Here is a 23,316-nt window from a genome sequence, read left to right as displayed (position 1 = left end):
ACCCTACACTCATCATCAACACGCTTTTCAACCCTAACCCTTTCCTCCGAAGCGGGATGCAAAGGTAGCAAAAAATCATACCTCCGCAAACCCATCCCAACCCTTTTATCTCCCTAAAAACATAACCCGCTGTAAATCATTCATAAAAAATTAAAATAAATAAAACATTTTTAAATGAAGAGTGTTTGCAAGGGCGGTTTTCAGGAAGAAAGACCGGATCAAGTTATATTAAACCATAGAGGCATAGAGAAGGTAAAGGTGATTTTATTTTAGGCGTGGGGAGGTTGAAAGGTTAATCGCGAATGTAAAGGATTATTCGAAGAACGAAAACTTATGGTTTATAGCTCAAGATGCTTTAGCGGGAAAGTGAGGAAGCCATTTATTCCATAATATATAGGTGAGAAAGAAGCCTAAATTAAGCAGCATGCAAGTGCGTGGGTATTAATCCGAATGTAAACTCATAATCTATAGGCATAACAAAGAGGTTAACTGCGCTGAATAAGAAAATAATTAAGCGCTATTTCCTTCCTAACTATATTTTCTAGTTGTTTAAAACCAGAATTTTTAAGGACTTTCTGCGAGCCTATGTTTCTTACATCTGTTAATGCTACAATTTCGTCCGAATTGGTGTTAGCGAATCCATAACATACAAGTGCTTTTGCGACTTCAGTACCAATGCCTTTACCCCAATATGATCTACCTAAACTGTATCCGATTTCCATTTGTCCGGGAATTTCGATAAAAGGCCTGAAAAGGCAATTACCCATAAAATCATGGTTTTCAGCATCAAATATCCCCCAGCGCCCAAATGGTCCGAGCTGATAATCCTTTATTGCAACATCAAATAAGTTTTTATATTCGTTTGGCAGCAATTGTGGCAAATACTGCGTAACCTGCTCATCATCAAAAAATGAACAAAACAAGGAACTTTCTGACGGTAAGAATTCGCGGATCACAATTCGATTGCTTTGATAGATAATGGCCATAGACTATTTTAACCTGAAGTGAAAACGAATGTAGAAAAATAGTTCTGAAACAAAAAAGGATACCGTAGCGGCATCCTTTAAATAATTTAAGTTATTAAATATTAAGCAATATCGAATCGATCAAGATTCATCACCTTTGTCCAGGCTTTTATAAAATCTTTCACGAATTTCTCATTCCCATCGAAACTTGCATATAATTCAGCAATTGCCCTGAGTTCTGCATTGGAACCAAATACTAAATCTGCACGACTGGCCGTCCATTTTGGTTGTCCTGTAGTCCGGTCGCTGCCCAGATAAGTTTCTTTATCTTCAGAACTCGCTTTCCATGAGGTGTTCATATCTAATAAATTTATAAAAAATTCATTGGTGAGCTTTCCTGGTGTATAGGTAAACACACCACTTTTAGAACCATCAAAATTAGTATCTAAAACACGTAAACCACCTACCAGAACTGTAAGTTCAGGTGCTGTTAAAGTAAGTAAATGTGCCCGATCAATCAATAATTCTTCTGTTGAAACAGATGACTTTGATTTACGGTAGTTTCTAAAACCATCAGCTAACGGCTCCAGATAACCAAATGATTCCACATCTGTTTGTGCCTGCGAAGCATCCATCCGCCCTGCGGTAAAAGGCACTGTAACTGAATATCCTGCTTCCGTTGCAGCTTTTTCAACACCAGCATTCCCCGCTAATACAATCAAATCGGCAAGAGATATCTTTTTTCCGTCAAGCTGCGCGCTGTTAAACTCCTGCTGAATGCCCTCTAAAACATTCAAAACTTTCTGCAATTGAGCTGGGTTATTTACTTTCCAATCTTTTTGTGGCGATAAGCGTATTCTTGCACCATTGGCACCTCCACGTTTATCTGAACCACGGAAAGTGGAAGCCGAAGCCCAAGCAACAGAAACTAACTCAGATACGGTCAAGCCTGAAGATAATAATTTCGACTTTAATATTTCAATATCGCTATCACTTACCAATGCATGGTTTACTGCAGGAATGGGATCTTGCCAAAGCAACTCTTCCTGAGGTACATCAGGGCCCAGGTAACGGCTTATTGGGCCCATATCCCGATGTGTTAATTTATACCAAGCACGCGCAAAAGCATCAGCGAATTCATTAGGGTTTTCCAGAAAGCGTCTGGAGATTTTTTCATATTCGGGATCAAAACGCAAAGCAATATCTGTGGTCAGCATTGATGGAAGATGTTTCTTATTGCTATCATAAGCATCAGGAATAATTGCTTCTGCGTTTTTGGCTATCCATTGATGTGCCCCAGCAGGGCTTTTGGTTAATTCCCATTCATAGGCAAAAAGATTTTCGAAGAAATTATTGCTCCATTGAGTTGGTGTGGTTGTCCAGGTTACTTCAAGTCCGCTGGTAATCGTATCTGCACCTTTACCGCTTCCATAGCTGTTATCCCATCCAAATCCCTGGCTTTCAATTCCAGCGGCTTCAGGTTCTTTACCCACATGATCTGCAGAAGCAGCACCATGCGTTTTCCCAAAACTATGTCCGCCCGCAATCAGGGCTACTGTTTCTTCATCATTCATGGCCATTCTGCCGAAAGTATCGCGGATATCTTTAGCCGCCAATACCGGATCAGGATTTCCATCTGGCCCTTCAGGATTTACATAAATCAAACCCATTTGTACCGCTGCAAGTGGTTTTTCGAGGTTACGGGAATGGGTATCTCCGTCAGCATCATCATCACTTACCAATACGCCATGTGCCTTATCGGCACCATCCGAACCATGTCCATATCGAAGATCACCACCTAACCAGGTTGTTTCTGATCCCCAATAAACAGATTCATCTGCTTCCCAAGCATCTTCCCTACCGCCAGCAAAGCCAAAGGTTTTGAAATTCATTGATTCCAGGGCAACATTACCGGTCAGGATGATTAAATCTGCCCATGAAATTTTATTCCCATATTTTTGCTTGATCGGCCAAAGTAATCTTCTGGCTTTATCAAGACTCACATTATCAGGCCAGCTATTTAATGGCGCAAAACGCTGCAAACCAGCACCGGCTCCACCACGGCCATCTCCAACGCGATAGGTACCTGCACTATGCCAGGCCATGCGGATAAATAATCCACCATAATGACCAAAATCTGCCGGCCACCAATCCTGTGAATCAGTCATTAATAATTTCAGGTCATTTTTTACCTCTTCCAGATTAAGACTATTAAAAGCATCAGCATAATTAAAATCTTTATCCAATGGATTTGATAGGGATGAATTTTGTCGCAGAATGTTTAGTTTTAGTTGATTTGGCCACCAGTCGTGGTTTCTGGTTCCGCCGCCCCCAACATTCTGTTTCATACTTCCATTATGAAACGGGCATTTGCTGATATCATTTGAATCTTTTTCCATTTTCTTATGTTTTGCTATTTGAATTATGTTTATTCAAGGGTAATTATAATTTTAAAGTTAAAGGTTCCTTTTCAGAAATCACAATCGAATAATTCTATATTTCCATAGTCAAAATCTATCCATGTTTCAGTTACTTTCAAAAGCAGTTAATATTGCACCAATCACAAAAACATTGTGATGAATTATCCAGAATAAGTCAGGATTTAATCTTTATATAGCATATTTGCATGACAGTATATTTAAAAAATCGATGAAGGAACAGAAAAAGGTTTATGCCATAATTACGGGAGCAAGCAAAGGCATCGGCAGGTCAATTGCGACAGAACTGGCTAAGAAAGGTTTTAACCTGTTACTTGTTGCACGATCTGCTGAAGAACTGGCCTCACTTGGTCATGATCTTGAAATACAATATGGTATAGCAACTGATTTTTTGGCAATTGATTTAAGTGTTCCAACTTCACCTAAAGTAGTATCAGATTGGATTACTGATAAAAATTATGGTATTAATGCCTTAGTTAATAATGCTGGTTATGGCCAATGGGGACAGTTTAAAGATTTAGACCTTCAGGTTCAAATGGAAATGTGCCAGTTAAATATGGATACGCTGGTCTCTTTATGTCACCTCCTTATACCTTCGCTTATCAAAGAAAAACAATCTTACATTCTGAATATATCCAGTACGGCGGCATATCAGGCTGTACCTACACTTGCCATTTATTCTGCAACGAAGGCTTTTGTGCTTTCTTTTTCACGCGCGTTGAGATTTGAATTAAAAAATACATCCATATCAGTTACCTGTTTAAGCCCCGGTCCTGTAGATACCGGGTTTGCACACCGGGCGGGATTAGATGCCTTTAGTAAGATGGCAGAAAAATTTAATATGCAACCGGATGAAGTGGCCAGGATTGCAATAAAGGGCATGCTTGCCAAGAAATCAGAAATTGTTCCGGGCTTAACTAATATGGTCAGTGTTTATGCCAATAGATTTCTGCCAAAAGCCTTTATAGAAAAAATGGCTGCTGGTATATATAAGGTATAGCTATTTTAATCATACCACACTTCTACTTGAAATTTTAACCCAGGTATACATTATCCCATATATTAAAATAAGTTATTAACGAACCAAAAAAAGACTACTAAAACTATAGATTTAATATATTTTTATATATTTGTACCTGATTCAATTATTAAATCAATGATTGAATTAAAAATAGTCATGTGGCCGAGTGGTTGAGGTACAGGTCTGCAAAACCTTTTACGGCGGTTCGAATCCGCCCATGACGTCTATAGCACCGGTAAGAACGCTATACAGCTTCTTTTAATCTGTATTGATTGTTTAGTATAGTACTATTCAACAGAAAAGCCCTCAGCTGAAATACCAAGGGCTTTAAAAAAATTCACAAATGCTTATTTAGCACTGTTTTTTTTCTCTGTAACTTCAGCTCTGATTTCCTGAGCCAATACTTTTAAGTCTTGCATTGCTTTACGAACACGAGTTCCGGCTGCTGCATTTCCACCATCATAGAATTTAGCAATATCAGCTTCTACTGAAGCGATAACTTCTTGTACCTGTTTGAATTTTTCCATATTTATGAATAATTAAGATGAATAAATCCACCTGTAAATTGTTTTAACCCTCTTTTGGGGCTCACAAAACTAATAAATCCCATCAGATTACAAAAAAAATCTATCAAAGACTTTCATTTCAGAATTGAAAGGTTATCTGATTTGTTTATCTTTATTAAAAATGATCAGCAGATCAGTATGGCTATTTCCATATTTTTAGTCTCATTTGGCATGCTGATATTTCAATTTTTAAATATAGCATGTACCATTCTTGCTGCCATCTCTATTACCATCTTCACCTTTAAATATATACTAAAAAATAAATGTTAAGTCAAACAAACAATTAACAGCTTAATATGTATTGTTAGCATGAAAATAACATTCATGCTGCCTGTTATACTCTTGGTTGTTGCCTGCCATAATACCAACCCTGAACAGGGTTCTGGCGGGAAAAAAGTTGACCGGCAAATTTCTCTTTCCAGTTCAGGCATAGTTGATTCAGCAAAAGCCATTATTAATCAACAGGTTGCTTTAAAGAATCAATACCTTAATGGAAAAATCAATCAATATCATTTTCAGGAAAGGAACAATAGCTTAATGGCGACTTATAAGGTATTATTCAATAGCTTGTCTCCGGCAGATACGCTTGAGATTTACAAACACAGGTTATTGAAAGAAAAAGAAATGCTCCAGGATTCTATCAACAAAACAAAAATTCAACAATGAGCATAGAACAAGAAAAACCAGCTGATACACCGAAGCCTGTGAGCAAGCTTGGCAATTTTTTTATCACTTTGTACCATGTATTTGGATTTATAGGCCGGTTTTTCAAGGAAGCTTTTCTTCCACCCTATGAGTTTAAAGAACTGATGAGGCAGTGTTATGAAATTGGTTATCGCTCGGCACTGCTGATTTCTACTACCGGCTTCATTACCGGATTGGTATTTACAAAACAATCAAGACCTTCTTTATCAGAATTTGGTGCCACCTCATGGCTGCCTTCCCTAGTGGGAATTGCTTTATTAAGAACACTCGCGCCACTACTTACCGGACTCATCGCAGCCGGGAAAGTAGGCTCAAGCATTGGTGCAGAACTAGGCTCGATGAAAGTTAGCGAGCAAATTGATGCCATGGAGGTAAGTGCCACAAATCCGTTTAAGTTTTTGGTAGCTACACGGGTACTGGCCGCAACCATCACCATGCCTATTCTTACCTTTTATACCGCAATGGTCGGCATGCTGGGCGCACTGCTCAATGTTTCGGTAAACGAAGGTACCAGTGCCACCACATTTTTTCAGAGCGCATTAGAAAACATCACTTTCCTGGATATCATTGCAAGTACAATTAAAGCGATAATATTTGGTTTTACCATCGCCATTGTAGGTTGTTATCAGGGTTATCATTCGTCAAAAGGTACAGAAGGTGTAGGAAAGGCAGCTAACTCAGCAGTAGTAACGGCGATGTTCCTCATTTTTGTTGAAGAAGTGGTTTGTGTTCAGATTTTTAGTCTTTTTAATACATAACTGAAATATGACATCAAAAAACATGACCGATTTCAGTGCAGAAAAAGTAATTGAAATCAAGGAACTGGATAAGGCATTCGGATCTTACCAGGTTTTAGAAGGTGCAAACCTTGATCTTTATAAAGGCGAAAACCTCGTAGTACTTGGAAAAAGCGGAACGGGTAAATCAGTGCTGATTAAAATAATTGTCGGCCTGCTTCGTCCGGATAGTGGATTGGTAAATGTACTCGGCCAGAAAGTAGATGAAATTTCTTACCAGGAATTACTGGACCTCCGTTTAAGGATAGGTTTCTCATTTCAAAACAGTGCCTTATATGATAGCATGACTGTTCGGGATAACCTCGAGTTTCCTTTGGTGCGAAACCGGAAAGACCTCACAAAATCTGAAGTGAATGCCCTGATTGAAGAAATGCTGGATGCTGTAGGATTGGCTCAAACCATTAATCAGATGCCATCAGAATTATCCGGTGGACAAAGGAAACGGATTGGAATTGCAAGAACATTAATTTTAAAGCCAGAAATTATGCTTTATGATGAACCTACCGCAGGTTTAGATCCAATTACTTCGAAAGAAATTAATAAACTGATTAATGATGTGCAGGAACGATACCATACCAGTGCCATAATCATTACTCACGATTTAACCTGTGCCAAGGAAGTGGGCAATCGTGTTGCCATGCTAATGGAAAGGCGATTTGAACGGCAGGGAAGTTTTGAGCAGATATTTAATTCAGGCGATCAGCTGGCACAACCATTTTTTGATTATAATTTTATACAATAACCATGAACGATAACAAAAAGAAAATAACAGTCGGCATTTTTATTGCCATAGGCATACTGATATTTGTGGTGGCGATTTTCACCCTCGGCAGCCAGAAAAAAACCTTTGTAAAAAGCTTTACCCTTAATGTAGTATTTAATGATATACAGGGTTTAAAAAAGGGAAATAATGTATGGTTCTCAGGTGTTAAAATCGGAACAATCAAGAAAATTGATTTTTTTGGCACATCACAAGTAAAAGTTGCGCTAAGCATTGAAGAAGACATGCATAAATATATCCATAAAGATGCCGGGGCCAGCATTGGAGCGGATGGATTAATTGGCAATAAAATCGTTGTACTTACCGGTGGTAACCCAAAATTTCCATTTGTGGAAGATGGCGATATGCTAAAGGTAAACAGTTCGTTATCTACTGATGATATCATGAAAACACTTCAGGTAAACAATAAAAACCTGGTAGACGTAACTTCTGATTTTAAACTGCTTTCCCGTAACCTGGTAGATGGAAAAGGTGCTGCAGGTGCACTCCTGTCGGATGAAGAATTGGCAAATAATTTCAAATCTATGGTGGCTAACCTGAATAAAACCTCAATGGCAACCTCAAAAATGGCTTTGGAACTCAATACCTTCGGTCGGACCTTAAATAACAAGGATGGATTAGTGAATAAGATGATGACGGATACTGCTGTTTTTGCAAAGCTGGAAAGATCAACTCAGAGCCTGCAAAAACTTACCCAATCGGCATCCGTAATGGCTGCTAACCTGGAAGCCGCCTCCGGTAAACTTAAAACTTCGGATAATGCAGCCGGATTATTATTAAATGATGCGGCCACCGCACAGCAGGTACGATCAATCATGGTCAACCTGGAGAAGAGCAGTAAAAAGCTGGATGAAGATCTGGAAGCTTTGCAAAGCAACTTCCTTTTGCGGGGTTTCTTTAAAAAGAGGGCAAAAGATTCGCTTAAAAGACAGCAACAGTAAATAAATCTATTATTAGAAATGCATTCAATTTTACATAGGAATTGGATGCATTTTCATTTTATAGAAATTCAGTTCAAAGTCATGATCATAAACAAAACTTGCACAGCAGTACCGAATGTTGTATATTATCGAAAACCTCAGATTAACGGTTCTCAAAAATTTATTATTCACTAAAACTTTAAAAATTTGGCATTAAAAAAAGCAGGATTTAACAGAGGGCCACGCTTACCCTTCAGAAAGAAAGAAGCAGAACATAAAATTAATCAGTTAATCACCGCTTCGGAGGTCAGATTAACCGGAGAAAATGTAGAAACGGCAATTTATCCCATCGCCGAAGCATTAAAACTGGCAGATGAACAAGGACTCGATCTTGTTGAAATTTCGCCTAATGCAGTACCCCCCGTTTGTCGCATCGTAGATTACAGTAAGTTTCTTTATGAACAAAAGAAGAAACAGAAAGAAATCAAATCTAAAGCCAAGCAAACCATCATTAAAGATATCAGGTTTGGTCCGAACACGGATGATCATGATTTTCAATTTAAATTAAAGCACGCAATATCATTCCTTGAAAGCGGAGAAAAAGTGCGGGCATTTGTACATTTCAAAGGAAGATCAATCGTTTATAAAGACCAGGGAGAAATCTTATTATTAAGGTTTGCTCAGGGACTGGAAGATGTTGGAAAGGTAGAACTGCTTCCAAAGCTTGAGGGAAAAAGAATGTTCCTGACACTGGCACCCAAGGCTGGAAAGAAATAATAATCAACAGGTTTTTCTTATACTATTCGATCTGATGCCTGATAGCCTGGCATCAGATCTATACGTATTCCATACCCTTCTGTTATTAATAAGAACGACAAAACTTATTTTTTTACTTCAATTATCTTTTTGATTCGGGAAGGATCATAATGAAGTCCGGGAGATAGCCAATACAATAATACCAAACGGGAGTACCTGTAATTTAAGGGAGAAAAGAGTAATACACCTGCAAAAATAATGGTTACAAAATACCATAAGTTTTCGTAAACAATATCTAAGCCCAATACATAAGCAGCCACGCCTAAAAAAATAATTTCGGCAACATTCATGGCATAGCTTACAAACATAGACACGTAGAAATATCCGGGTTCCCGCTCAAACTTCAGCTCACAAACATCACAAACCTCTTTCATCTTCTGAATCTTAAATCCATACATTGCACCGGTAAATATAGCACCCCGGCGGCACCTCGGGCATTTGGCATGGATGAATGCAGACCATTCAGAAACCCGCAATTCTGTACTGTTTTGTTTTTCCAACTGAGTATGATCCATATTAATAAAATGATTAATTATTTAAACTGAATACCATTTTAGAACAGTAAAGATCATGGTTAGTTTTTTATTATATTTACCAGTATCCAAAACGAAATCAGGAATACCCAAATCTGGCAATTATTATCCTATACTATTGATTTTAGAAATTCACCCTTTAAAAGGTAATCGGAAAATACAATATGTTATCCGAAAAGGAATAGCACTTTCGCTATCTCTGAGCTAATGAAGTCATTATTATTGGAAACTGAGCAGCAAATCTACTCAGTTTCCTGAAGTTTTATGAGCGAAGATTCACTTCAAAACCGCCGTAGCTTACCATATCTGCACTGTGCGCAATATTTAAGTTTAACTTAAGCTTTTCTATAATATCTTTTGCCGTTTGGATGGCCTGGTGAATATTACTTACCCCTCTGATTTCTATGCCTGAACGCATTACTTTAAATTTTGTAGGTTCATAACGATCTATAAACTTCTGCAAATCTTTTGCTATTGGTCTTTGTGTGCTCATTTAATATATTTTGCATTAATAAGCATGCTCAGTCCATAATTGTTTAGAAAAAAGATAAATTTCTTACAACGCCCGGTATTCAAAAAGTTCTGCTACATCCCCACTGTAATAAGTCATATATATATATTACAAATCGATATTGAAATCAATCTATAGAGCCAAAAAACCATTTAAAAAGAATAAAAACCATAATTAGCAATTAAAAAACAATAAAATACAGATAAAAAATTACAAAAAAATCAAAAAACAATCCATTATTTAATTAAATCATTCAAATTTTTAAACAAAAACGCAGTCAAATATTAAATACTCAAAATAAAACATCAATTAAATGATAATTAATATATAAAATATAATTAAAACAACTTTAAATACTATATTTGACTATCATTTGTCATATTAAAAAGCAATTATTCTATATATTAATCTAATTATCACAAAAAAAACAGAAGATTTATATTTTTTTTCAAGACATATACTAACCAAATATATTAATTGTTCAATTTTTAAATTTAAACCCAAATAAAATGACAGAAACGTCAAATAATTGGTTAGCCGCTTGTCGGGTGGAGGATGCGGTAGAAAATGGTGGGGTATGTGTAAAAAATGGTGATGATCAAATCGCATTATTTTACTTTACCAGAAGAAATGAGTGGTACGCCACACAAAATGAATGTCCGCACCGTAAACAAATGGCTTTAAGTCGTGGAATGATTGGTACTGCTACCGATGAACCTAAGGTAGCTTGTCCATTTCATAAGAAAAACTTCTCCTTAAAAACCGGTGAATGCTTAAGCGGCGATGAATGCGCCCTTAAAACCTATCCTGTTAAAATTGAAAACGGAACGGTTTATATTGGCATCAATCCCAAATAATGATCTGATTGAACATCAATATCAGATGAAGAGATAGCAGCAAGGCTATAATAAAATGGATGCTTTATTCATTGAATGGAATCACGTGGAGCGCGGATCATTGGCCAGGCAAAGGCATATCATTTAATCATGCAAACCAAACAAACCTTAAAATGTTGAACTCAACTAATCAACCCCTTAGCAAACTCAATATATTCTCATTGAAAGGCGTTCAGATGAAAACCTTTCACATTACCTGGCTTACCTTTTTCTTTTGCTTTTTCGCCTGGTTCGGGATGGCCCCGCTTATGAAAATGGCCAGAGAACAATTAAACCTGACTAAAGACCAGGTAGGGAATATCCAGATTGCATCGGTATCCGCTACCATACTTGCCCGTCTGATGATCGGCAGGCTCATTGATAAATTCGGTCCTAAACGCATTTATACCTGGTTACTCGTGTTATGTGCCATCCCGGTCATCTTCATTGGCACCAGTCAGTCTTATCTGTCTTTTCTTATTTTCCGCCTGGCCATCGGCGTAATTGGCGCCTCATTTGTCATTACACAATTTCACACCTCTATTATGTTTGCGCCAAACATTAAAGGAACGGCCAATGCTACGGCAGGTGGTTTTGGAAATGCCGGCGGAGGTGCGGCCAACTTCTTTATGCCACTTATTGCATCAGGGCTTAGTGCCATCGGGCTTTGTACCCCGGCTGACAGCTGGCGATATGCCATGATTTTTCCAGGCATCATGCTGCTCTTGTGTGCATTCCTTTATCATAGATATACCGAAGACAGTCCGGCGGGGGACTTTAAAAACCTTGATATGGGCAAGAAAAATAAGGAAAACACTTTTTTGCTTGCCGCCAAAGATTACCGTACCTGGATTTTAACCATTGCCTATGCGGCCTGCTTCGGTGTAGAAATTACAGTTGATAATTTTGCACCCATTTTCTTTACCGATTCATTCGGTGCCACCATAGCAGTCGCCGGAATGGTGGCAGGTATTTTTGGCTGGATAAATATATTCGCCAGACCTGTGGGTGGCATCCTTGCTGATAAAATTGGCAAAACCTGGGGGTTTGATGGAAAGACACTGTTATTGGCTTCCTTACTTTTGATAGAAGGCATTGGCTTAATCTGGTTTGCAAAATCCGGAAATATCGGCATGGCTATTTTAATGATGTTTGTTTTCGGCCTGAGTTTAAAAATGGCTAATGGAGCCACCTATAGCCTGGTTCCTTTTATTAATCCTAAAGCCGTGGGAAGCGTAGCCGGCATTGTAGGTGCCGGAGGAAACATTGGTGCCATGCTCATTGCCTTTATGTTTAAAGCAAAAGCCAACCATTTGTCTAAAAACCTGACCGGAGATCATGTCCTGCATAAAGATTTAATTGATTACACCAGTGCTTTTACATTATTGGGTTATATCATTCTGACCATAGGCATTGCAGTATTTATTTTCAGAACCGTTGTGGCACAAAAACAGCGAAATATCAATGAGCTTGTTTTTAATCCTTCAAAATAATTCATTTACCATCTCAAACATCTTTTGGAACCAGGAAAACACATATCAAATACCACTACCTGCTGCTATTGCGGCGTGGGCTGTGGTATTGTTGTACATAAGGATGCTCAGGATAACCTCACAGTTGCGGGTGATGAAACACATCCGGTTAACCGCGGTATGCTGTGTAGTAAAGGGATGAATCTGCATTATACGGTTAATGATAAAAGCGACCGCTTGCTTTATCCGCAGATGCGCTACAATAAAAACATGCCTTTACAGCGGGTAAGCTGGGACACTGCACTTGAACGAACGGCGGCTGTTTTTAAGGCTTTAATAGAAAAACATGGTCCGGACAGTGTGGCATTTTATGCCAGCGGACAATGTTTAACGGAAGAATATTATGTGGTCAATAAACTGATTAAAGGTTTTATCGGTAGCAATAATATCGATACCAACAGCCGCTTATGTATGAGCAGTGCGGTTGTTGGTTATAAAATGAGTTTGGGAGAAGACAGTGTGCCGATCAGTTATGATGATATTGAACTGGCAGATTGCATTTTCGTAGCCGGAGCTAACCCCGCCTGGTGCCATCCCATTTTATGGCGGAGGGTAGAAGCTGCTAAAGCGAAAAACCCAAAGCTTAAAATCATTGTCAGCGACCCAAGAAAGACTCAAACCTGTGCACTGGCTGATGTATATTTACAAATAAACCCAGGAACCGACATTACGTTACATCATGCACTGGCAAATTGCTTAATTACTGATGGCAAAACCAATCCTGATTTTATCCGGCAGCACACCAATGGCTTTGCCGCCTATCGTGAAAATGTATTGCGTACGTCCATCGCCGATGCAGCTATAATTTGCGGAATCACAGAAAGCGATATTCGGACGGCTGCTTCGCTTATTGGCCATGCCAAAGGCTTCCTCACCATGTGGACGATGGGCCTGAACCAAAGCGTGGTGGGTACCCATAAAAACCTTTCGCTCATTAACCTGAACCTCATTACCGGACACATCGGAAAACCAGGCAGCGGACCGTTTTCACTAACCGGGCAGCCCAATGCTATGGGTGGCAGGGAAGTTGGCGGACTCAGTAATTTGCTGCCGGCACACCGCAACCTGGCTGACGAAAAAGACCGGAATGAAGTGGAAACCTTCTGGAATATTCCGTTAGGCAGTATTAATCCAAAACCGGGGCTTACGGCTACGGAAATGTTTGATGAACTAAATACGGGCAAACTCAAAGCCATCTGGATTTTATGTACCAATCCACTGATTAGTTTGCCTGATGTGAAAATGGCTGAAGCCGGACTTAAAAATGCCCGCTTTGTAGTGGTTCAGGACATCAGTAATAAAATTGAAACGTTAAAGTATGCTGATGTGGTTCTGCCTGCAGCCGCCTGGGCGGAAAAAGAAGGCACCATGACCAATGCAGGCCGTTACATTTCTCATTTAAATCAAATGGTTGATGCACCCGGAGAAGCTTTGCCTGATGCTGAAATCATTTGCCGCTTCGCAAAAAAAATGGGTTATGCCGGCTTTGATTTCCAAAACCCTTCAGCCATTTACCTTGAACATGCGGCACTTACCGCCGGAACCAGCATTGATATCAGTGGATTGGATTACGAGATCCTTCAAAAGCAGAGGGCCGTTCAATGGCCATATCCAAAAAACAATACTTCGGGCACCTCCAGGCTATTCACCGACTATAAATTTCATACGCCTGATGAACGGGCAAACATTCTTTCCTTTTCAGACAAAAACCAGTCTGAACCTTTAAGCCCTGAACATCCGCTGATCCTCACTACGGGAAGAATTAGGGATCAATGGCACACCCGGAGCAAAACCGGTAAAGTAACGAAGCTGAACCAGCACCTTGGTGAAACTTTTTTAGAAATTCATCCGGCAGATGCCGCTAAGCGAAAAATTAAAGACCAGGATCTGGTAGCAGTGACCAGCTTACGCGGCGAGGTAAGGGTGAAAGCCAAATACAATGAGGACATTAAACCAGGCGTCGTGTTCATGCCCATGCACTGGGGCATCATCAACTATTATGACCATCACCGGGTCAATAACCTCACCAATAACCTGGTTGATCCCATCAGTAAGGAACCTGATTTTAAATACAGCGCCGTTGAAGTCAAATTGTATCAGAAGCCCAGACAAAAAATCATCGTAGTGGGCGCTGGTGCGGGTGCCTGTGGTTTTGTAAAAAGCTACCGGACCTTAAATATGGATGATGATATTGAAATTTTCAGCAAGGAAGACTTTCCATTTTACAACAGGGTACTCCTCCCCGATTACATTACAGGCACTTTGCCCTGGCATAACCTCATCAAAATGAGTGATGATGAAGAAAATCATTACCACATTAAACTACACCGCGGTATAGAAATCCGCCACCTTTCAACCGCAGCAAAAACCGTTACCGATAGCCGGGGCATTATTCACCAATATGACATTTTAATACTGGCCACGGGCAGCAGACCTTTCGTACTGAAAGATATGCCCCACATGAGAGGGATATTTACCATGAGGAGCAGAACAGATGCCGATCAGTTTAAAGCACACCTGACGAACACCAATAAGGAGGTTGTTATTGTGGGCGGAGGTTTACTGGGTATTGAACTGGCGACCTCTCTTAAGGAAACAGGTGCACAGGTAACCATTATACAAAGAATTTCGCGCTTAATGGGCCGCCAGCTGGATATGATGGGCAGCCAGCTGCTTCACGAAGAAATTTTGAGCAAAGGCATTGATATCATTTATAATGATGAGGTAGACCGCTTTTTAGGAGAAAAGGAAATAGCAGGCATTCGCTTAAAAAGCGGACGTATGATTGCCTGCCAGTCGCTGGTTATTGCTATTGGTACCGTTCCGAATATAGAACTGATCAAACAAGCCGGTATTGATTGTAAACGGGGGGTGGTGGTGGATGAATATTTAAGAACGAATGCAAAAGACGTCTTCGCCATTGGCGAAATTGCAGAATTTGAAGATCAGCTTTATGGCATCACTGCCGCTGCCGAACAGCAGGCCGAAGTAGTGGCCAGGTTTCTCTGTGGCGACATCGGCAAGTACTACACCGGAAGTTTACTGATGAACATCCTGAAGATGCACAGTCTGGCACTTTGCTCACTTGGGCTGGCAGAAATTCCGAATAATGGAAAGGGTTATGAAGAAATTATTTTTATAGACAAGGCGAAACGCTATTATAAAAAGTGCATTGTACACCAGGATAAACTGGTAGGTGCCATCCTCATTGGCGATAAAAGTGAGTTCCTCGAATTCAGGAATTTAATTGAAACCAAAATGGAGCTAAGTGAAAAAAGGCTTCAGTTGCTGCGAAGCGGAAAAATGGCTGAGCCGCTTATTGGTAAAACCATTTGCAGCTGCAATAATGTGGGTGAAGGTAATTTAATCAATAAAATAAAAGAAGGATGCAAAGATCATTTGCAGCTCTGCCAGCTAACCGGTGCAGGTATGGGTTGTGGCAGCTGCAGGCCAGAGGTCAAAAACATCCTTGATGCTTTCATCAATATCCCAAAGGAAGCCAAACCATTAATTCCTGTTGAACAAGATTAATCAAAGTAAAATGAGCAGAAAAACCACCAGTCCTTCAGAATTCATTAACGTAAAGGGCATAGAATATTTCCGTTTTGAAGAAGATTTCATGGAAGATAACATCCGTTGCATCCCTATGATTGTCCGTTTTAAAATGGATGCCTGCGGGATTAAGTTAAAGTTAAGCGAATGGAGTAAATTTAACGCAACTGAACGGGTAAAACTGGCTTTAATGTCTATTGATAACGCCGAAGTGACCGAACGCTACCATCAATACCTGATTGCACTGATTACCAAATACACGGGCAATACAGCTACAAAGCTGGCCATAGAGCCTGCACCCGCCTGGGCCAATTTGCAGCAGATTCCGGAAATGTTACTGGAAAAATCAGCAGAAATTGAACTGAACCTTTCACTGGAACAATGGAAAAAACTAACTGATATCCAGCGGTTTGCCTTACTAAAACTCTGCAGACCCGGACATGAAAATAAAAACTTCCCTAAGGCAGCTGTAGAATTTGGATTATTAAACTAACAGTATGCAACCACTCACCGTTATTATTAATTTTCCCGGCGGGATTATTTCACCCGGAAACCTGTATAACATCCTGGTGGCGGCCACAAGGGCAAAAATCCAATATATAAGGTTTGGACTAAGGCAACAGCTCTACCTGGATACCATCAGCTACAACGCAGCAACATTTACTGGTGAACTCAGCCGCCTCGCCATTGATTATGAAATTGACCAGAGCCAATACCCCAATATCGTAAGCTCCTACCCTGCTGAAGAAATTTTTATCCGGAACTCCTGGCTTACCGAAGGGGTTTACCAGGATGTGCTGGCTGCTATAGATTTTAAACCCAGCTTAAAGGTAAACATCTGCGATCATAGCCAGAGTTTCACGCCCATGCTCACCGGCAATATCAACTGGATCGCTTCTGCAGCGGCCGAACATTACTGGCACCTCATTATCCGCTTCCCTAAAACCAATGTAGTTTATGAGTGGGATCAGCTGTGTTACACCAACAGCATTTCCAGATTAACCAGGCAAATTGAAGCCCTGATTACTTCACAGCCTGCAGATTTTATCGATAATATACAAGCCAGCGGAGCAGAACTTTTCAGCCTGATGCAAACCAATGATTACATCTTAAAAAAAGCCACACAACCGGTCTCCACTGTACCATTTAACCTGCCCTATTATGAAGGCCTTAACCGCTACAATAACAAATACTGGCTTGGCATTTACCGGCGGGATGAATTGTTTGAAGTGGCTTTCTTAAAAAAACTCTGCCTGTTATGTACAGATACGAAAGTGGGACAAATTTGCTGCACCTCATGGAAAAGCATCGTTATCAAAGGTATTGCTGAACAAGATAAAATCCGCTGGAACAATTTGCTGGAAGAATTTAACATCAACATGCGCCATGCAGCCAATGAACTGAATTTTCAGGTAGAAGATAACTGTATGGAAGGCCTGCAGCTAAAAAACTACCTGGTGAAATACCTCAGCATAGATGATATCCGTACTTTCGGGATTTGCGTTGGTATTAAAACCAGGAAAAAAAGTGAAATATTCAGCAGCATTCTAATTCGCAAACGTTACCTCGTCCATTTTATGGGCGTCAAACTATTCCCCGTTTACGACATCCTCAGGGCAAAAGATTTTAATCCGAATGAACGTACAGAAGAAGTTTTTAGCAGTGGCAACCTGAAAGCCATGCTGCCCGAGCAGTTGAGAAGGGTTATTATGAAGTTTTATACTTTCAGAAAGGAAACCAGCCAGTATAAAAAAGCTGTTTCGCCCACTGCCAAAGTAAATACTCCTTTATTGGAAGAAGAAAACCTTTATCAATGCCGCCGGTGTTTTACCATTTACAACGAAGCCATTGGCGAAATGGAATCAAACATCCCGCCACATACGGCCTTTCAGCACCTTGCAGAAAGCTATTGTTGCCCGGTATGTGAAGGTACGAAAGATGAGTTTATCAAAATCAGCCATTCCGCCCTTGCTTATACTCCATCATAAGTATTGAAATTTTTAAAAGCCCCTGTTTTACCTTCAGGGATGATGAGTTCGCAAACCTTCAGCAAACTTAAAACATGTTTCATGCTGTGCCTGGTTAGCCTGCCCCCCTTTAGTTCATGCATAACTTTGGCTAAACTTCCGGCTTTATAAATGGCACAAAGTGGCTCCGGGTTTCCGTCATGGCCAAAAACAAAAGCTTCCTTAGCGGGTAATTTATTTTCTGCGTCCAGTAATTGTGTTAACAGGCTGGTTTCCATCAGTGGTAAATCGCAGGCCAGCACCAACAAGTCAGCCAACGGGTGTTTCGCATGTACCGATAAAAGTGCCAGCACCGGGCCGGCTATATCCAATGATGGATCATCAAAAATGAATTGTTCTTCTTTAAAGAATGGAAGGTAATTTTCGCGCTGACTTTCATTAACCGATATTGCCACTGGAATACCCAGGCCTTTCAGCTTCTGGAAAGCATGTATAGCCCAGTTGCCATTCCCCATAGAAATCAGCCCCTTATCGGTTCCCATCCTGGTGCTTTTTCCCCCGCAGCAAACGATGCCTAACATTTATTTCGAAGCAAGTTCAATTAATCCGGCTTCGTTCATAATACCCAGAGCTTTCCCGTTTACTTTAATCAGCTGTTCTGCCAGTAATTCATTCATGGTGCGGAATACCGTTTCGTAAGTGGCACCTGTAAAGGCTGCCAGATCCTGCCGGCTCAGCTCCAATGAGAGATAGCCATCCTGGTCTAAACCAAATTGTGCTTTCAACTCCAGCAAGGCCACAGCCAAGCGTCCTTTAACCGACATTAAAGCCAGGTTTCTCATTTTTTTCTCTGAAGCATGTAACTCATCTGCATAAAACATCAGCATCTGGTAAGAAAATTCATGATTAACCTTCAGCGTGGTTTTAAAAAATTCAATATCCACAATACAAAAATGAGTGGTTTCTAAAGCCGTGGCAGAAATGGGGTAAGCATCTATTTTTGAGGTTATGCCCCGGTGCCCAAAAATAGCACCACGGTTTGCGAAACGCAAAATCAGTTCTTTATCACCCCACTTTTTATGGATTTTCACATTACCGGAGGTAACAAAATATACCCCTTTAACTGGTTCACCCTCACTAAAAATCGATTCGCCTCTTTTGGCAATAAAGTTTTTTCTGTGGTGCGCAATGGCAGGTTGCCATTCAGGTAATGCCAGCTGGCACATCATACAGGTATTAAGGTCGCAAGCACTATCCTTCTTCATAATTTCAAACGTATAGGGTAAAAGTAATCAATCATCATTGATTTTAATTATAAAATATGATGTAGCAGAAGTCCTGTGGGTATCTTTCCTTAAAAAGAAAAGAACGATGTGACTTCTATTTCAAAAAACTCATTCTTCAAATTCAACCTCATTTAGCTTGTTGAATAAAACTAAATTCCATTTACTTGATACAAGTCCTAAAGAATAGAAATAAAACAGGGAAGTACCTTCATCGCGAAATGACTGTATTCTACATAGATAATGTTTTAGCCTAACAAATCAGATCGCTTAAATTATATCTCTATCAACCAAGGCTTACTACAGATTTGATACATACAAAATGTAATTAAACCCTTTAATCAACGTTTTTATACATACATCCACTTTATGATACCGAATGAAATTCTTGCCCCTTATTTTGACAATTTTATTTTCTCAGATCGCCTCCGCTCAAAAATCATTTGTTTTCCCTAAAGTAAAACTGCAAGGTTCTGCCGTTGAACAACTTCAACTGAAAAACTGGACGGTAATTGAAACAGCTCAGGGCGATTTAAATAACGACCAGGCAGCAGATCTGGCATTGGTTTTTGAATCAAACCAAACCATTGAGGAAACACGAACCTATGGCGATAACAATTCCGAAATTATTAAAGAAACACAGAAACCACGTATTTTAGCCATTTATTTTAAAGATAAAACAACGGGTGATTATCATTTATCAACCCAGAATAACGATTTTATCCTAAGATCTGAAGAAGGCGGAAAACTTGGAGATCCACTACAACAGGTAGAGATTAAAGATCAGCAACTTTTTTTAAGATTCAGAGGGGGTAGTGAGTGGCGATGGGAATTGGGTTACACTTTTAAATTCCAGCAAAAGGATTGGTATCTTACCAGTGCAATTAACCTTTATTTTAACCAGAATACTGGAGATATGACAGAGCGGATTTACGATTTCAATAGCCGCCAGCTCTTTACTACCATAGGCAATCTGCATCAGCGCGACATCGCCAATCAAAAAACCAGTGAGGTACTATTTTTCAGTCAGCTGAGAACATTCAAAACTTTTAAAAAGCCATGGGCCTGGGAAATCATGCCCAATGTTTATTTATGATGATAAGCTATATAAATTAAATCTGCTGTGCAATGACAAAGCCACTGGCCCAGGCCCATTGAAAATTATATCCCCCAAGCCAGCCTGTCACATCTAAACATTCACCACCAAAAAAGAGATTTGGAATTTTTTTACACTCCAGCGTTTTAGAAGATATCTCATTCGTATCAATTCCCCCACGCATTACTTCTGCCTTATCATAACCTTTATCTCCTGCAGGCTTTACTTTAAAACGATGTATTGTTTGATCTATTAGCTCCATTTCCATTTTGGTTAAGGCTGCAACAGGTTTATTTAGTGGCAAAAACTTCCCTAAGGCATCCGTCAGCTTTTTGGTGTAAAAACGGTTCAGCAAAGTAGAAACTAAAGTTCGGCCATTGAGTTTACGCTCCTCATCTAACAATTGAAGGATATTTTCTGCGGGAAGAAGATTTAAATTCACCACCTCACCTTTGCGCCAGAAGGAAGAAATCTGCAAAACCGCCGGACCGCTCAATCCCCAGTGTGTAAAAAGAATATTTTCTTCAAAAGATATCGCTTCATTACTCACTTCGCAAAAAACCGAATTGCCGGAAAGCTGTGAAAACCATTCCTCATCTTTTCCTGTGATGGTTAAAGGAACCAAAGCCGGGGCGGTTTCTATAATGTTTAACTGATGTTTCCTTGCAAAACGCAAGGCAAAATCAGTGGCACCCATTTTCGGAATTGGTAAGCCTCCGGTGGCAATCACTAATTTTTCCGCACGCAGTGAGATTATTTTTCCGTGTTTCTCGTAGGTTACTTTAAATTCATCTGGCAAAACTTCAATTTCCTTCACATCAGCTTTGGTTCTGATTTCCTGTCCAAAATCGGCACAGACCGAGGTAAACACATCCACCACATCCTTGGCGTTTTTATCATCAGGAAACAATTGCCCCAGCGTTTTTTCTTTTCCCTGAATACCATAAGTCTCGAAAAAACCAATAGTATCATCAACTGTCCATTGATTAAAGGCAGATTTGATAAAATGAGTATTTGCAGAAATAAACTGCTCATCTGAAGCAAACAGATTGGTATAATTACAGCGCCCGCCACCGGAGATTAGAATTTTAGCACCGGGTTTTTCATTCTTTTCCAGTACGATGACCTTTTTACCGAGATAGCCTGCCTGTACTGCACACATTAATCCACAGGCACCTGCACCAATAATAATCGCATCTGCATCCATCATTAAACCTAAATTGTTACTTTTGTACAAAAGTAGCATAATTTTCAACCCTTCATGGCAAAACAGATCAGCGAATTAAAATTAGGTATTTTAGGTGGTGGACAACTCGGCAGGATGCTGATTCAGCAGGCGATTAACTATAATGTAACCAGTTTGGTTTTGGATCCGGATCCGGATGCGCCTTGCAAACACCTGGCAAACTATTTTGAAAATGGTTCCATCACAGATTTTGACACCGTTTACAATTTTGGAAAAAAGGCTGACATCATCACTATCGAAATAGAAAAAGTTAATATCGAAGCTTTAGAGCAACTGGAAAAAGAAGGCAAACAAGTGTTTCCCCAATCGAGGGTAATTCGTTTGATTCAGGATAAAGGCGTACAAAAACAGTTTTTTAAGGAAAATGATATTCCAACCTCTCCTTTTCAGATTGTGAATACCAGAGAAGATCTTGAAAACAGCCAGATTCCTTTTCCATATATTTTAAAATTGCGCAAAGACGGGTATGATGGTAAAGGCGTAATGAGAATAAACAGTGCAGATGATTTGAAAAATGCCTTTGATGCCCCCTGCATTATTGAAAAATTGGTCGATTTTGAAAAGGAAGTTGCAGTTATTGTAGCCAGAAATGCAAAAGGCGACATGAAAACCTTTCCAATGGTTGAGATGGAATTTAATCCTGAAGCGAACCTGGTTGAGTTTCTGATCTCCCCTTCTACTTATGCTGAAAGTCTACAGCAGAAAGCCGAAAACATTGCTAAAAACATCGCATCAGCCATGAACATTACCGGAATTTTAGCGGTAGAAATGTTCGTTTCCAGCGATGGAGAAATCCTGGTAAACGAGGTGGCGCCGCGACCACACAATAGCGGTCACCATACCATAGAGGGCAATTATGTTTCTCAGTTTGAGCAGCACTTAAGGTCTATCTATAATTTGCCTTTGGGCGATACCACCAGCATTACCAATGCCGTAATGATTAACCTGTTGGGCGAAAAAGGTTCAGAAGGCGTTGCCAAATACGAAAACTTGGAAAAAATAATGGCTATTGACGGTGTTTTTGTTCACCTCTATGGAAAAAAATATACCAAAGCTTTTCGTAAAATGGGACACGTAACCATTGTTGACATCGACAGGGATAAGGCCATTGAAAAAGCAAGATATGTACAAAAGACTCTTAAAGTAATTGCTTAAATAAATAAAGAGCAAGGAACAAAGACTAAGGATTAAGGACAATAAGCGATAAAATAAATATCATGAGTGCAAAAGTAGGAATAATCATGGGCAGCAAATCAGACTTACCTGTTATGCAGGATGCCGCTGATGTGTTAAAGGAATTTGGGATTGATTATGAAATCACCGTAGTATCTGCGCATAGAACACCTGAACGCATGTTTCATTATGCGAAGGATGCCCATGCCAGAGGTTTAAAAGTAATCATCGCCGGAGCTGGCGGTGCAGCTCATTTACCCGGAATGGTGGCTTCTATTACCACATTGCCTGTAATTGGCGTTCCGGTAAAATCTTCCAACTCCATTGATGGCTGGGACAGTATTTTATCTATCCTGCAAATGCCTAATGGCATTCCGGTAGCCACAGTTGCACTTAATGCCGCTAAAAATGCCGGCTTACTGTCTGTTCAGATTTTAGCTACGGCAGATGAATCTTTAACCTTAAAAATGCAGGCCTACAAAGATGAGTTGAAAAGAAAAGTGGAAGAAAGCGCTGAAAGCATGTAATCCCCTATTTCC

The 23,316-nt window shown here is 39.9% G+C and carries 22 protein-coding genes and 1 tRNA gene; 15 read left to right on the top strand and 8 right to left on the bottom strand.

Features of this window, described 5'->3' with window-relative positions:
• Nucleotides 1-485: 485 nt before the first annotated feature.
• Nucleotides 486-986, bottom strand: a complete 501-nt coding sequence (locus tag OQ267_RS22125; protein ID WP_265838153.1) for a GNAT family N-acetyltransferase — start codon at nt 984-986, stop codon at nt 486-488.
• Between the two features lie 101 nt (nt 987-1,087).
• Nucleotides 1,088-3,364: a catalase/peroxidase HPI gene (gene katG / locus OQ267_RS22120; protein ID WP_265838151.1), complete on the bottom strand. Its 2,277-nt coding sequence runs from the start codon at nt 3,362-3,364 to the stop codon at nt 1,088-1,090.
• Nucleotides 3,365-3,614: 250 nt separating this feature from the next.
• On the opposite strand from katG, the gene OQ267_RS22115 reads away from it, so the two are divergent.
• Both OQ267_RS22115 and OQ267_RS22110 read left to right on the top strand, forming a co-directional pair.
• Complete coding sequence (locus OQ267_RS22115) at nt 3,615-4,403, top strand: SDR family NAD(P)-dependent oxidoreductase (protein WP_265838150.1); 789 nt, start codon at nt 3,615-3,617, stop codon at nt 4,401-4,403.
• Nucleotides 4,404-4,576: 173 nt separating this feature from the next.
• Nucleotides 4,577-4,648 (top strand) — tRNA-Cys (locus OQ267_RS22110).
• 123 nt (nt 4,649-4,771) lie between these two features.
• Here OQ267_RS22110 and OQ267_RS22105 read toward each other — a convergent pair.
• Nucleotides 4,772-4,951, bottom strand: a complete 180-nt coding sequence (locus OQ267_RS22105) for a hypothetical protein (RefSeq protein WP_029288744.1) — start codon at nt 4,949-4,951, stop codon at nt 4,772-4,774.
• 348 nt (nt 4,952-5,299) lie between these two features.
• Here OQ267_RS22105 and OQ267_RS22100 point away from each other — a divergent pair, with 348 nt between their 5' ends.
• The 5 genes from OQ267_RS22100 to infC all read left to right on the top strand — a co-directional run bounded on the left by OQ267_RS22100 (nt 5,300) and on the right by infC (nt 8,970).
• Nucleotides 5,300-5,656: a hypothetical protein gene (locus OQ267_RS22100; RefSeq protein WP_088302148.1), complete on the top strand. Its 357-nt coding sequence runs from the start codon at nt 5,300-5,302 to the stop codon at nt 5,654-5,656.
• On the top strand, nt 5,653-6,453 hold the full coding sequence (locus OQ267_RS22095) for an MlaE family ABC transporter permease (protein WP_088302149.1): 801 nt from the start codon (nt 5,653-5,655) through the stop codon (nt 6,451-6,453). Before OQ267_RS22100 ends, OQ267_RS22095 begins: the two co-directional genes overlap by 4 nt.
• 7 nt (nt 6,454-6,460) lie before the next feature.
• Nucleotides 6,461-7,234 (top strand): ABC transporter ATP-binding protein, encoded by a 774-nt coding sequence (locus OQ267_RS22090; protein WP_088302150.1) that lies wholly within the window; start codon nt 6,461-6,463, stop codon nt 7,232-7,234.
• 2 nt (nt 7,235-7,236) lie between these two features.
• Complete coding sequence (locus OQ267_RS22085) at nt 7,237-8,214, top strand: MlaD family protein (RefSeq protein ID WP_088302151.1); 978 nt, start codon at nt 7,237-7,239, stop codon at nt 8,212-8,214.
• A gap of 186 nt (nt 8,215-8,400) precedes the next feature.
• On the top strand, nt 8,401-8,970 hold the full coding sequence (gene infC, locus OQ267_RS22080) for a translation initiation factor IF-3 (protein WP_088302152.1): 570 nt from the start codon (nt 8,401-8,403) through the stop codon (nt 8,968-8,970).
• A gap of 104 nt (nt 8,971-9,074) precedes the next feature.
• On the opposite strand, the gene OQ267_RS22075 is transcribed toward infC, so the two are convergent.
• Both OQ267_RS22075 and OQ267_RS22070 read right to left on the bottom strand, forming a co-directional pair.
• A complete protein-coding gene (locus tag OQ267_RS22075; protein WP_265838149.1) occupies nt 9,075-9,524 on the bottom strand; it encodes a DUF983 domain-containing protein in 450 nt (149 codons plus the stop codon).
• A 280-nt stretch (nt 9,525-9,804) separates the two neighbouring features.
• Nucleotides 9,805-10,035 (bottom strand): hypothetical protein, encoded by a 231-nt coding sequence (locus OQ267_RS22070; protein ID WP_265838148.1) that lies wholly within the window; start codon nt 10,033-10,035, stop codon nt 9,805-9,807.
• 527 nt (nt 10,036-10,562) lie between these two features.
• Here OQ267_RS22070 and nirD point away from each other — a divergent pair.
• From nirD to OQ267_RS22045, 5 genes are all read left to right on the top strand, one after another.
• Complete coding sequence (gene nirD / locus OQ267_RS22065) at nt 10,563-10,910, top strand: nitrite reductase small subunit NirD (protein ID WP_088302155.1); 348 nt, start codon at nt 10,563-10,565, stop codon at nt 10,908-10,910.
• Between the two features lie 215 nt (nt 10,911-11,125).
• On the top strand, nt 11,126-12,421 hold the full coding sequence (locus OQ267_RS22060) for an MFS transporter (protein ID WP_265838147.1): 1,296 nt from the start codon (nt 11,126-11,128) through the stop codon (nt 12,419-12,421).
• Between the two features lie 24 nt (nt 12,422-12,445).
• Nucleotides 12,446-15,991: a nitrate reductase gene (locus OQ267_RS22055; RefSeq protein ID WP_265838146.1), complete on the top strand. Its 3,546-nt coding sequence runs from the start codon at nt 12,446-12,448 to the stop codon at nt 15,989-15,991.
• 10 nt (nt 15,992-16,001) lie between these two features.
• Nucleotides 16,002-16,505: a nitrate reductase associated protein gene (locus OQ267_RS22050; protein ID WP_265838144.1), complete on the top strand. Its 504-nt coding sequence runs from the start codon at nt 16,002-16,004 to the stop codon at nt 16,503-16,505.
• A 4-nt stretch (nt 16,506-16,509) separates the two neighbouring features.
• The gene (locus OQ267_RS22045) at nt 16,510-18,000 is read left to right on the top strand and encodes a rubredoxin (RefSeq protein ID WP_265838142.1); all 1,491 of its coding nucleotides are present in this window, start codon (nt 16,510-16,512) and stop codon (nt 17,998-18,000) included.
• Here OQ267_RS22045 and mobA read toward each other — a convergent pair.
• Nucleotides 17,985-18,560 carry a molybdenum cofactor guanylyltransferase gene (mobA, locus tag OQ267_RS22040; RefSeq protein ID WP_265838140.1) on the bottom strand — a complete coding sequence of 192 codons (576 nt, stop codon included), beginning with the start codon at nt 18,558-18,560 and terminating at the stop codon, nt 17,985-17,987. The two genes, OQ267_RS22045 and mobA, sit on opposite strands and share 16 nt — an antisense overlap.
• Complete coding sequence (locus OQ267_RS22035) at nt 18,561-19,244, bottom strand: Crp/Fnr family transcriptional regulator (protein WP_265838139.1); 684 nt, start codon at nt 19,242-19,244, stop codon at nt 18,561-18,563.
• A gap of 397 nt (nt 19,245-19,641) precedes the next feature.
• On the opposite strand from OQ267_RS22035, the gene OQ267_RS22030 reads away from it, so the two are divergent.
• Nucleotides 19,642-20,358, top strand: a complete 717-nt coding sequence (locus OQ267_RS22030) for a hypothetical protein (protein ID WP_265838138.1) — start codon at nt 19,642-19,644, stop codon at nt 20,356-20,358.
• A 16-nt stretch (nt 20,359-20,374) separates the two neighbouring features.
• On the opposite strand, the gene OQ267_RS22025 is transcribed toward OQ267_RS22030, so the two are convergent.
• Complete coding sequence (locus tag OQ267_RS22025) at nt 20,375-21,604, bottom strand: NAD(P)/FAD-dependent oxidoreductase (protein WP_265838136.1); 1,230 nt, start codon at nt 21,602-21,604, stop codon at nt 20,375-20,377.
• A gap of 15 nt (nt 21,605-21,619) precedes the next feature.
• Between OQ267_RS22025 and OQ267_RS22020 the strand changes: the two genes are divergently transcribed.
• Together OQ267_RS22020 and purE are read left to right on the top strand one after the other, a co-directional pair.
• The gene (locus OQ267_RS22020; protein WP_088302162.1) at nt 21,620-22,759 is read left to right on the top strand and encodes a 5-(carboxyamino)imidazole ribonucleotide synthase; all 1,140 of its coding nucleotides are present in this window, start codon (nt 21,620-21,622) and stop codon (nt 22,757-22,759) included.
• 62 nt (nt 22,760-22,821) lie between these two features.
• Nucleotides 22,822-23,304 (top strand): 5-(carboxyamino)imidazole ribonucleotide mutase, encoded by a 483-nt coding sequence (gene purE / locus OQ267_RS22015; protein ID WP_265818313.1) that lies wholly within the window; start codon nt 22,822-22,824, stop codon nt 23,302-23,304.
• The last annotated feature ends 12 nt before the right edge of the window (nt 23,305-23,316 follow it).

The sequence above is a fragment of the Pedobacter sp. MR22-3 genome, from assembly GCF_026240075.1.
Lineage (GTDB): Bacteria > Bacteroidota > Bacteroidia > Sphingobacteriales > Sphingobacteriaceae > Pedobacter.
This window is presented reverse-complemented; position numbering and strand designations above follow the sequence as displayed.

Bases quoted from the DNA above. Each gene is read 5' to 3' on its own strand.
- OQ267_RS22125 (WP_265838153.1), bottom strand. From the start codon at position 986: ATGGCCATTATCTATCAAAGCAATCGAATTGTGATCCGCGAATTCTTA.
- katG (WP_265838151.1), bottom strand. From the start codon at position 3,364: ATGGAAAAAGATTCAAATGATATCAGCAAATGCCCGTTTCATAATGGA.
- OQ267_RS22115 (WP_265838150.1), top strand. From the start codon at position 3,615: ATGAAGGAACAGAAAAAGGTTTATGCCATAATTACGGGAGCAAGCAAA.
- OQ267_RS22105 (WP_029288744.1), bottom strand. From the start codon at position 4,951: ATGGAAAAATTCAAACAGGTACAAGAAGTTATCGCTTCAGTAGAAGCT.
- OQ267_RS22100 (WP_088302148.1), top strand. From the start codon at position 5,300: ATGAAAATAACATTCATGCTGCCTGTTATACTCTTGGTTGTTGCCTGC.
- OQ267_RS22095 (WP_088302149.1), top strand. From the start codon at position 5,653: ATGAGCATAGAACAAGAAAAACCAGCTGATACACCGAAGCCTGTGAGC.
- OQ267_RS22090 (WP_088302150.1), top strand. From the start codon at position 6,461: ATGACATCAAAAAACATGACCGATTTCAGTGCAGAAAAAGTAATTGAA.
- OQ267_RS22085 (WP_088302151.1), top strand. From the start codon at position 7,237: ATGAACGATAACAAAAAGAAAATAACAGTCGGCATTTTTATTGCCATA.
- OQ267_RS22075 (WP_265838149.1), bottom strand. From the start codon at position 9,524: ATGGATCATACTCAGTTGGAAAAACAAAACAGTACAGAATTGCGGGTT.
- OQ267_RS22070 (WP_265838148.1), bottom strand. From the start codon at position 10,035: ATGAGCACACAAAGACCAATAGCAAAAGATTTGCAGAAGTTTATAGAT.
- nirD (WP_088302155.1), top strand. From the start codon at position 10,563: ATGACAGAAACGTCAAATAATTGGTTAGCCGCTTGTCGGGTGGAGGAT.
- OQ267_RS22060 (WP_265838147.1), top strand. From the start codon at position 11,126: ATGAAAACCTTTCACATTACCTGGCTTACCTTTTTCTTTTGCTTTTTC.
- OQ267_RS22050 (WP_265838144.1), top strand. From the start codon at position 16,002: ATGAGCAGAAAAACCACCAGTCCTTCAGAATTCATTAACGTAAAGGGC.
- OQ267_RS22045 (WP_265838142.1), top strand. From the start codon at position 16,510: ATGCAACCACTCACCGTTATTATTAATTTTCCCGGCGGGATTATTTCA.
- mobA (WP_265838140.1), bottom strand. From the start codon at position 18,560: ATGTTAGGCATCGTTTGCTGCGGGGGAAAAAGCACCAGGATGGGAACC.
- OQ267_RS22035 (WP_265838139.1), bottom strand. From the start codon at position 19,244: ATGAAGAAGGATAGTGCTTGCGACCTTAATACCTGTATGATGTGCCAG.
- OQ267_RS22030 (WP_265838138.1), top strand. From the start codon at position 19,642: ATGAAATTCTTGCCCCTTATTTTGACAATTTTATTTTCTCAGATCGCC.
- OQ267_RS22025 (WP_265838136.1), bottom strand. From the start codon at position 21,604: ATGCTACTTTTGTACAAAAGTAACAATTTAGGTTTAATGATGGATGCA.
- OQ267_RS22020 (WP_088302162.1), top strand. From the start codon at position 21,620: ATGGCAAAACAGATCAGCGAATTAAAATTAGGTATTTTAGGTGGTGGA.
- purE (WP_265818313.1), top strand. From the start codon at position 22,822: ATGAGTGCAAAAGTAGGAATAATCATGGGCAGCAAATCAGACTTACCT.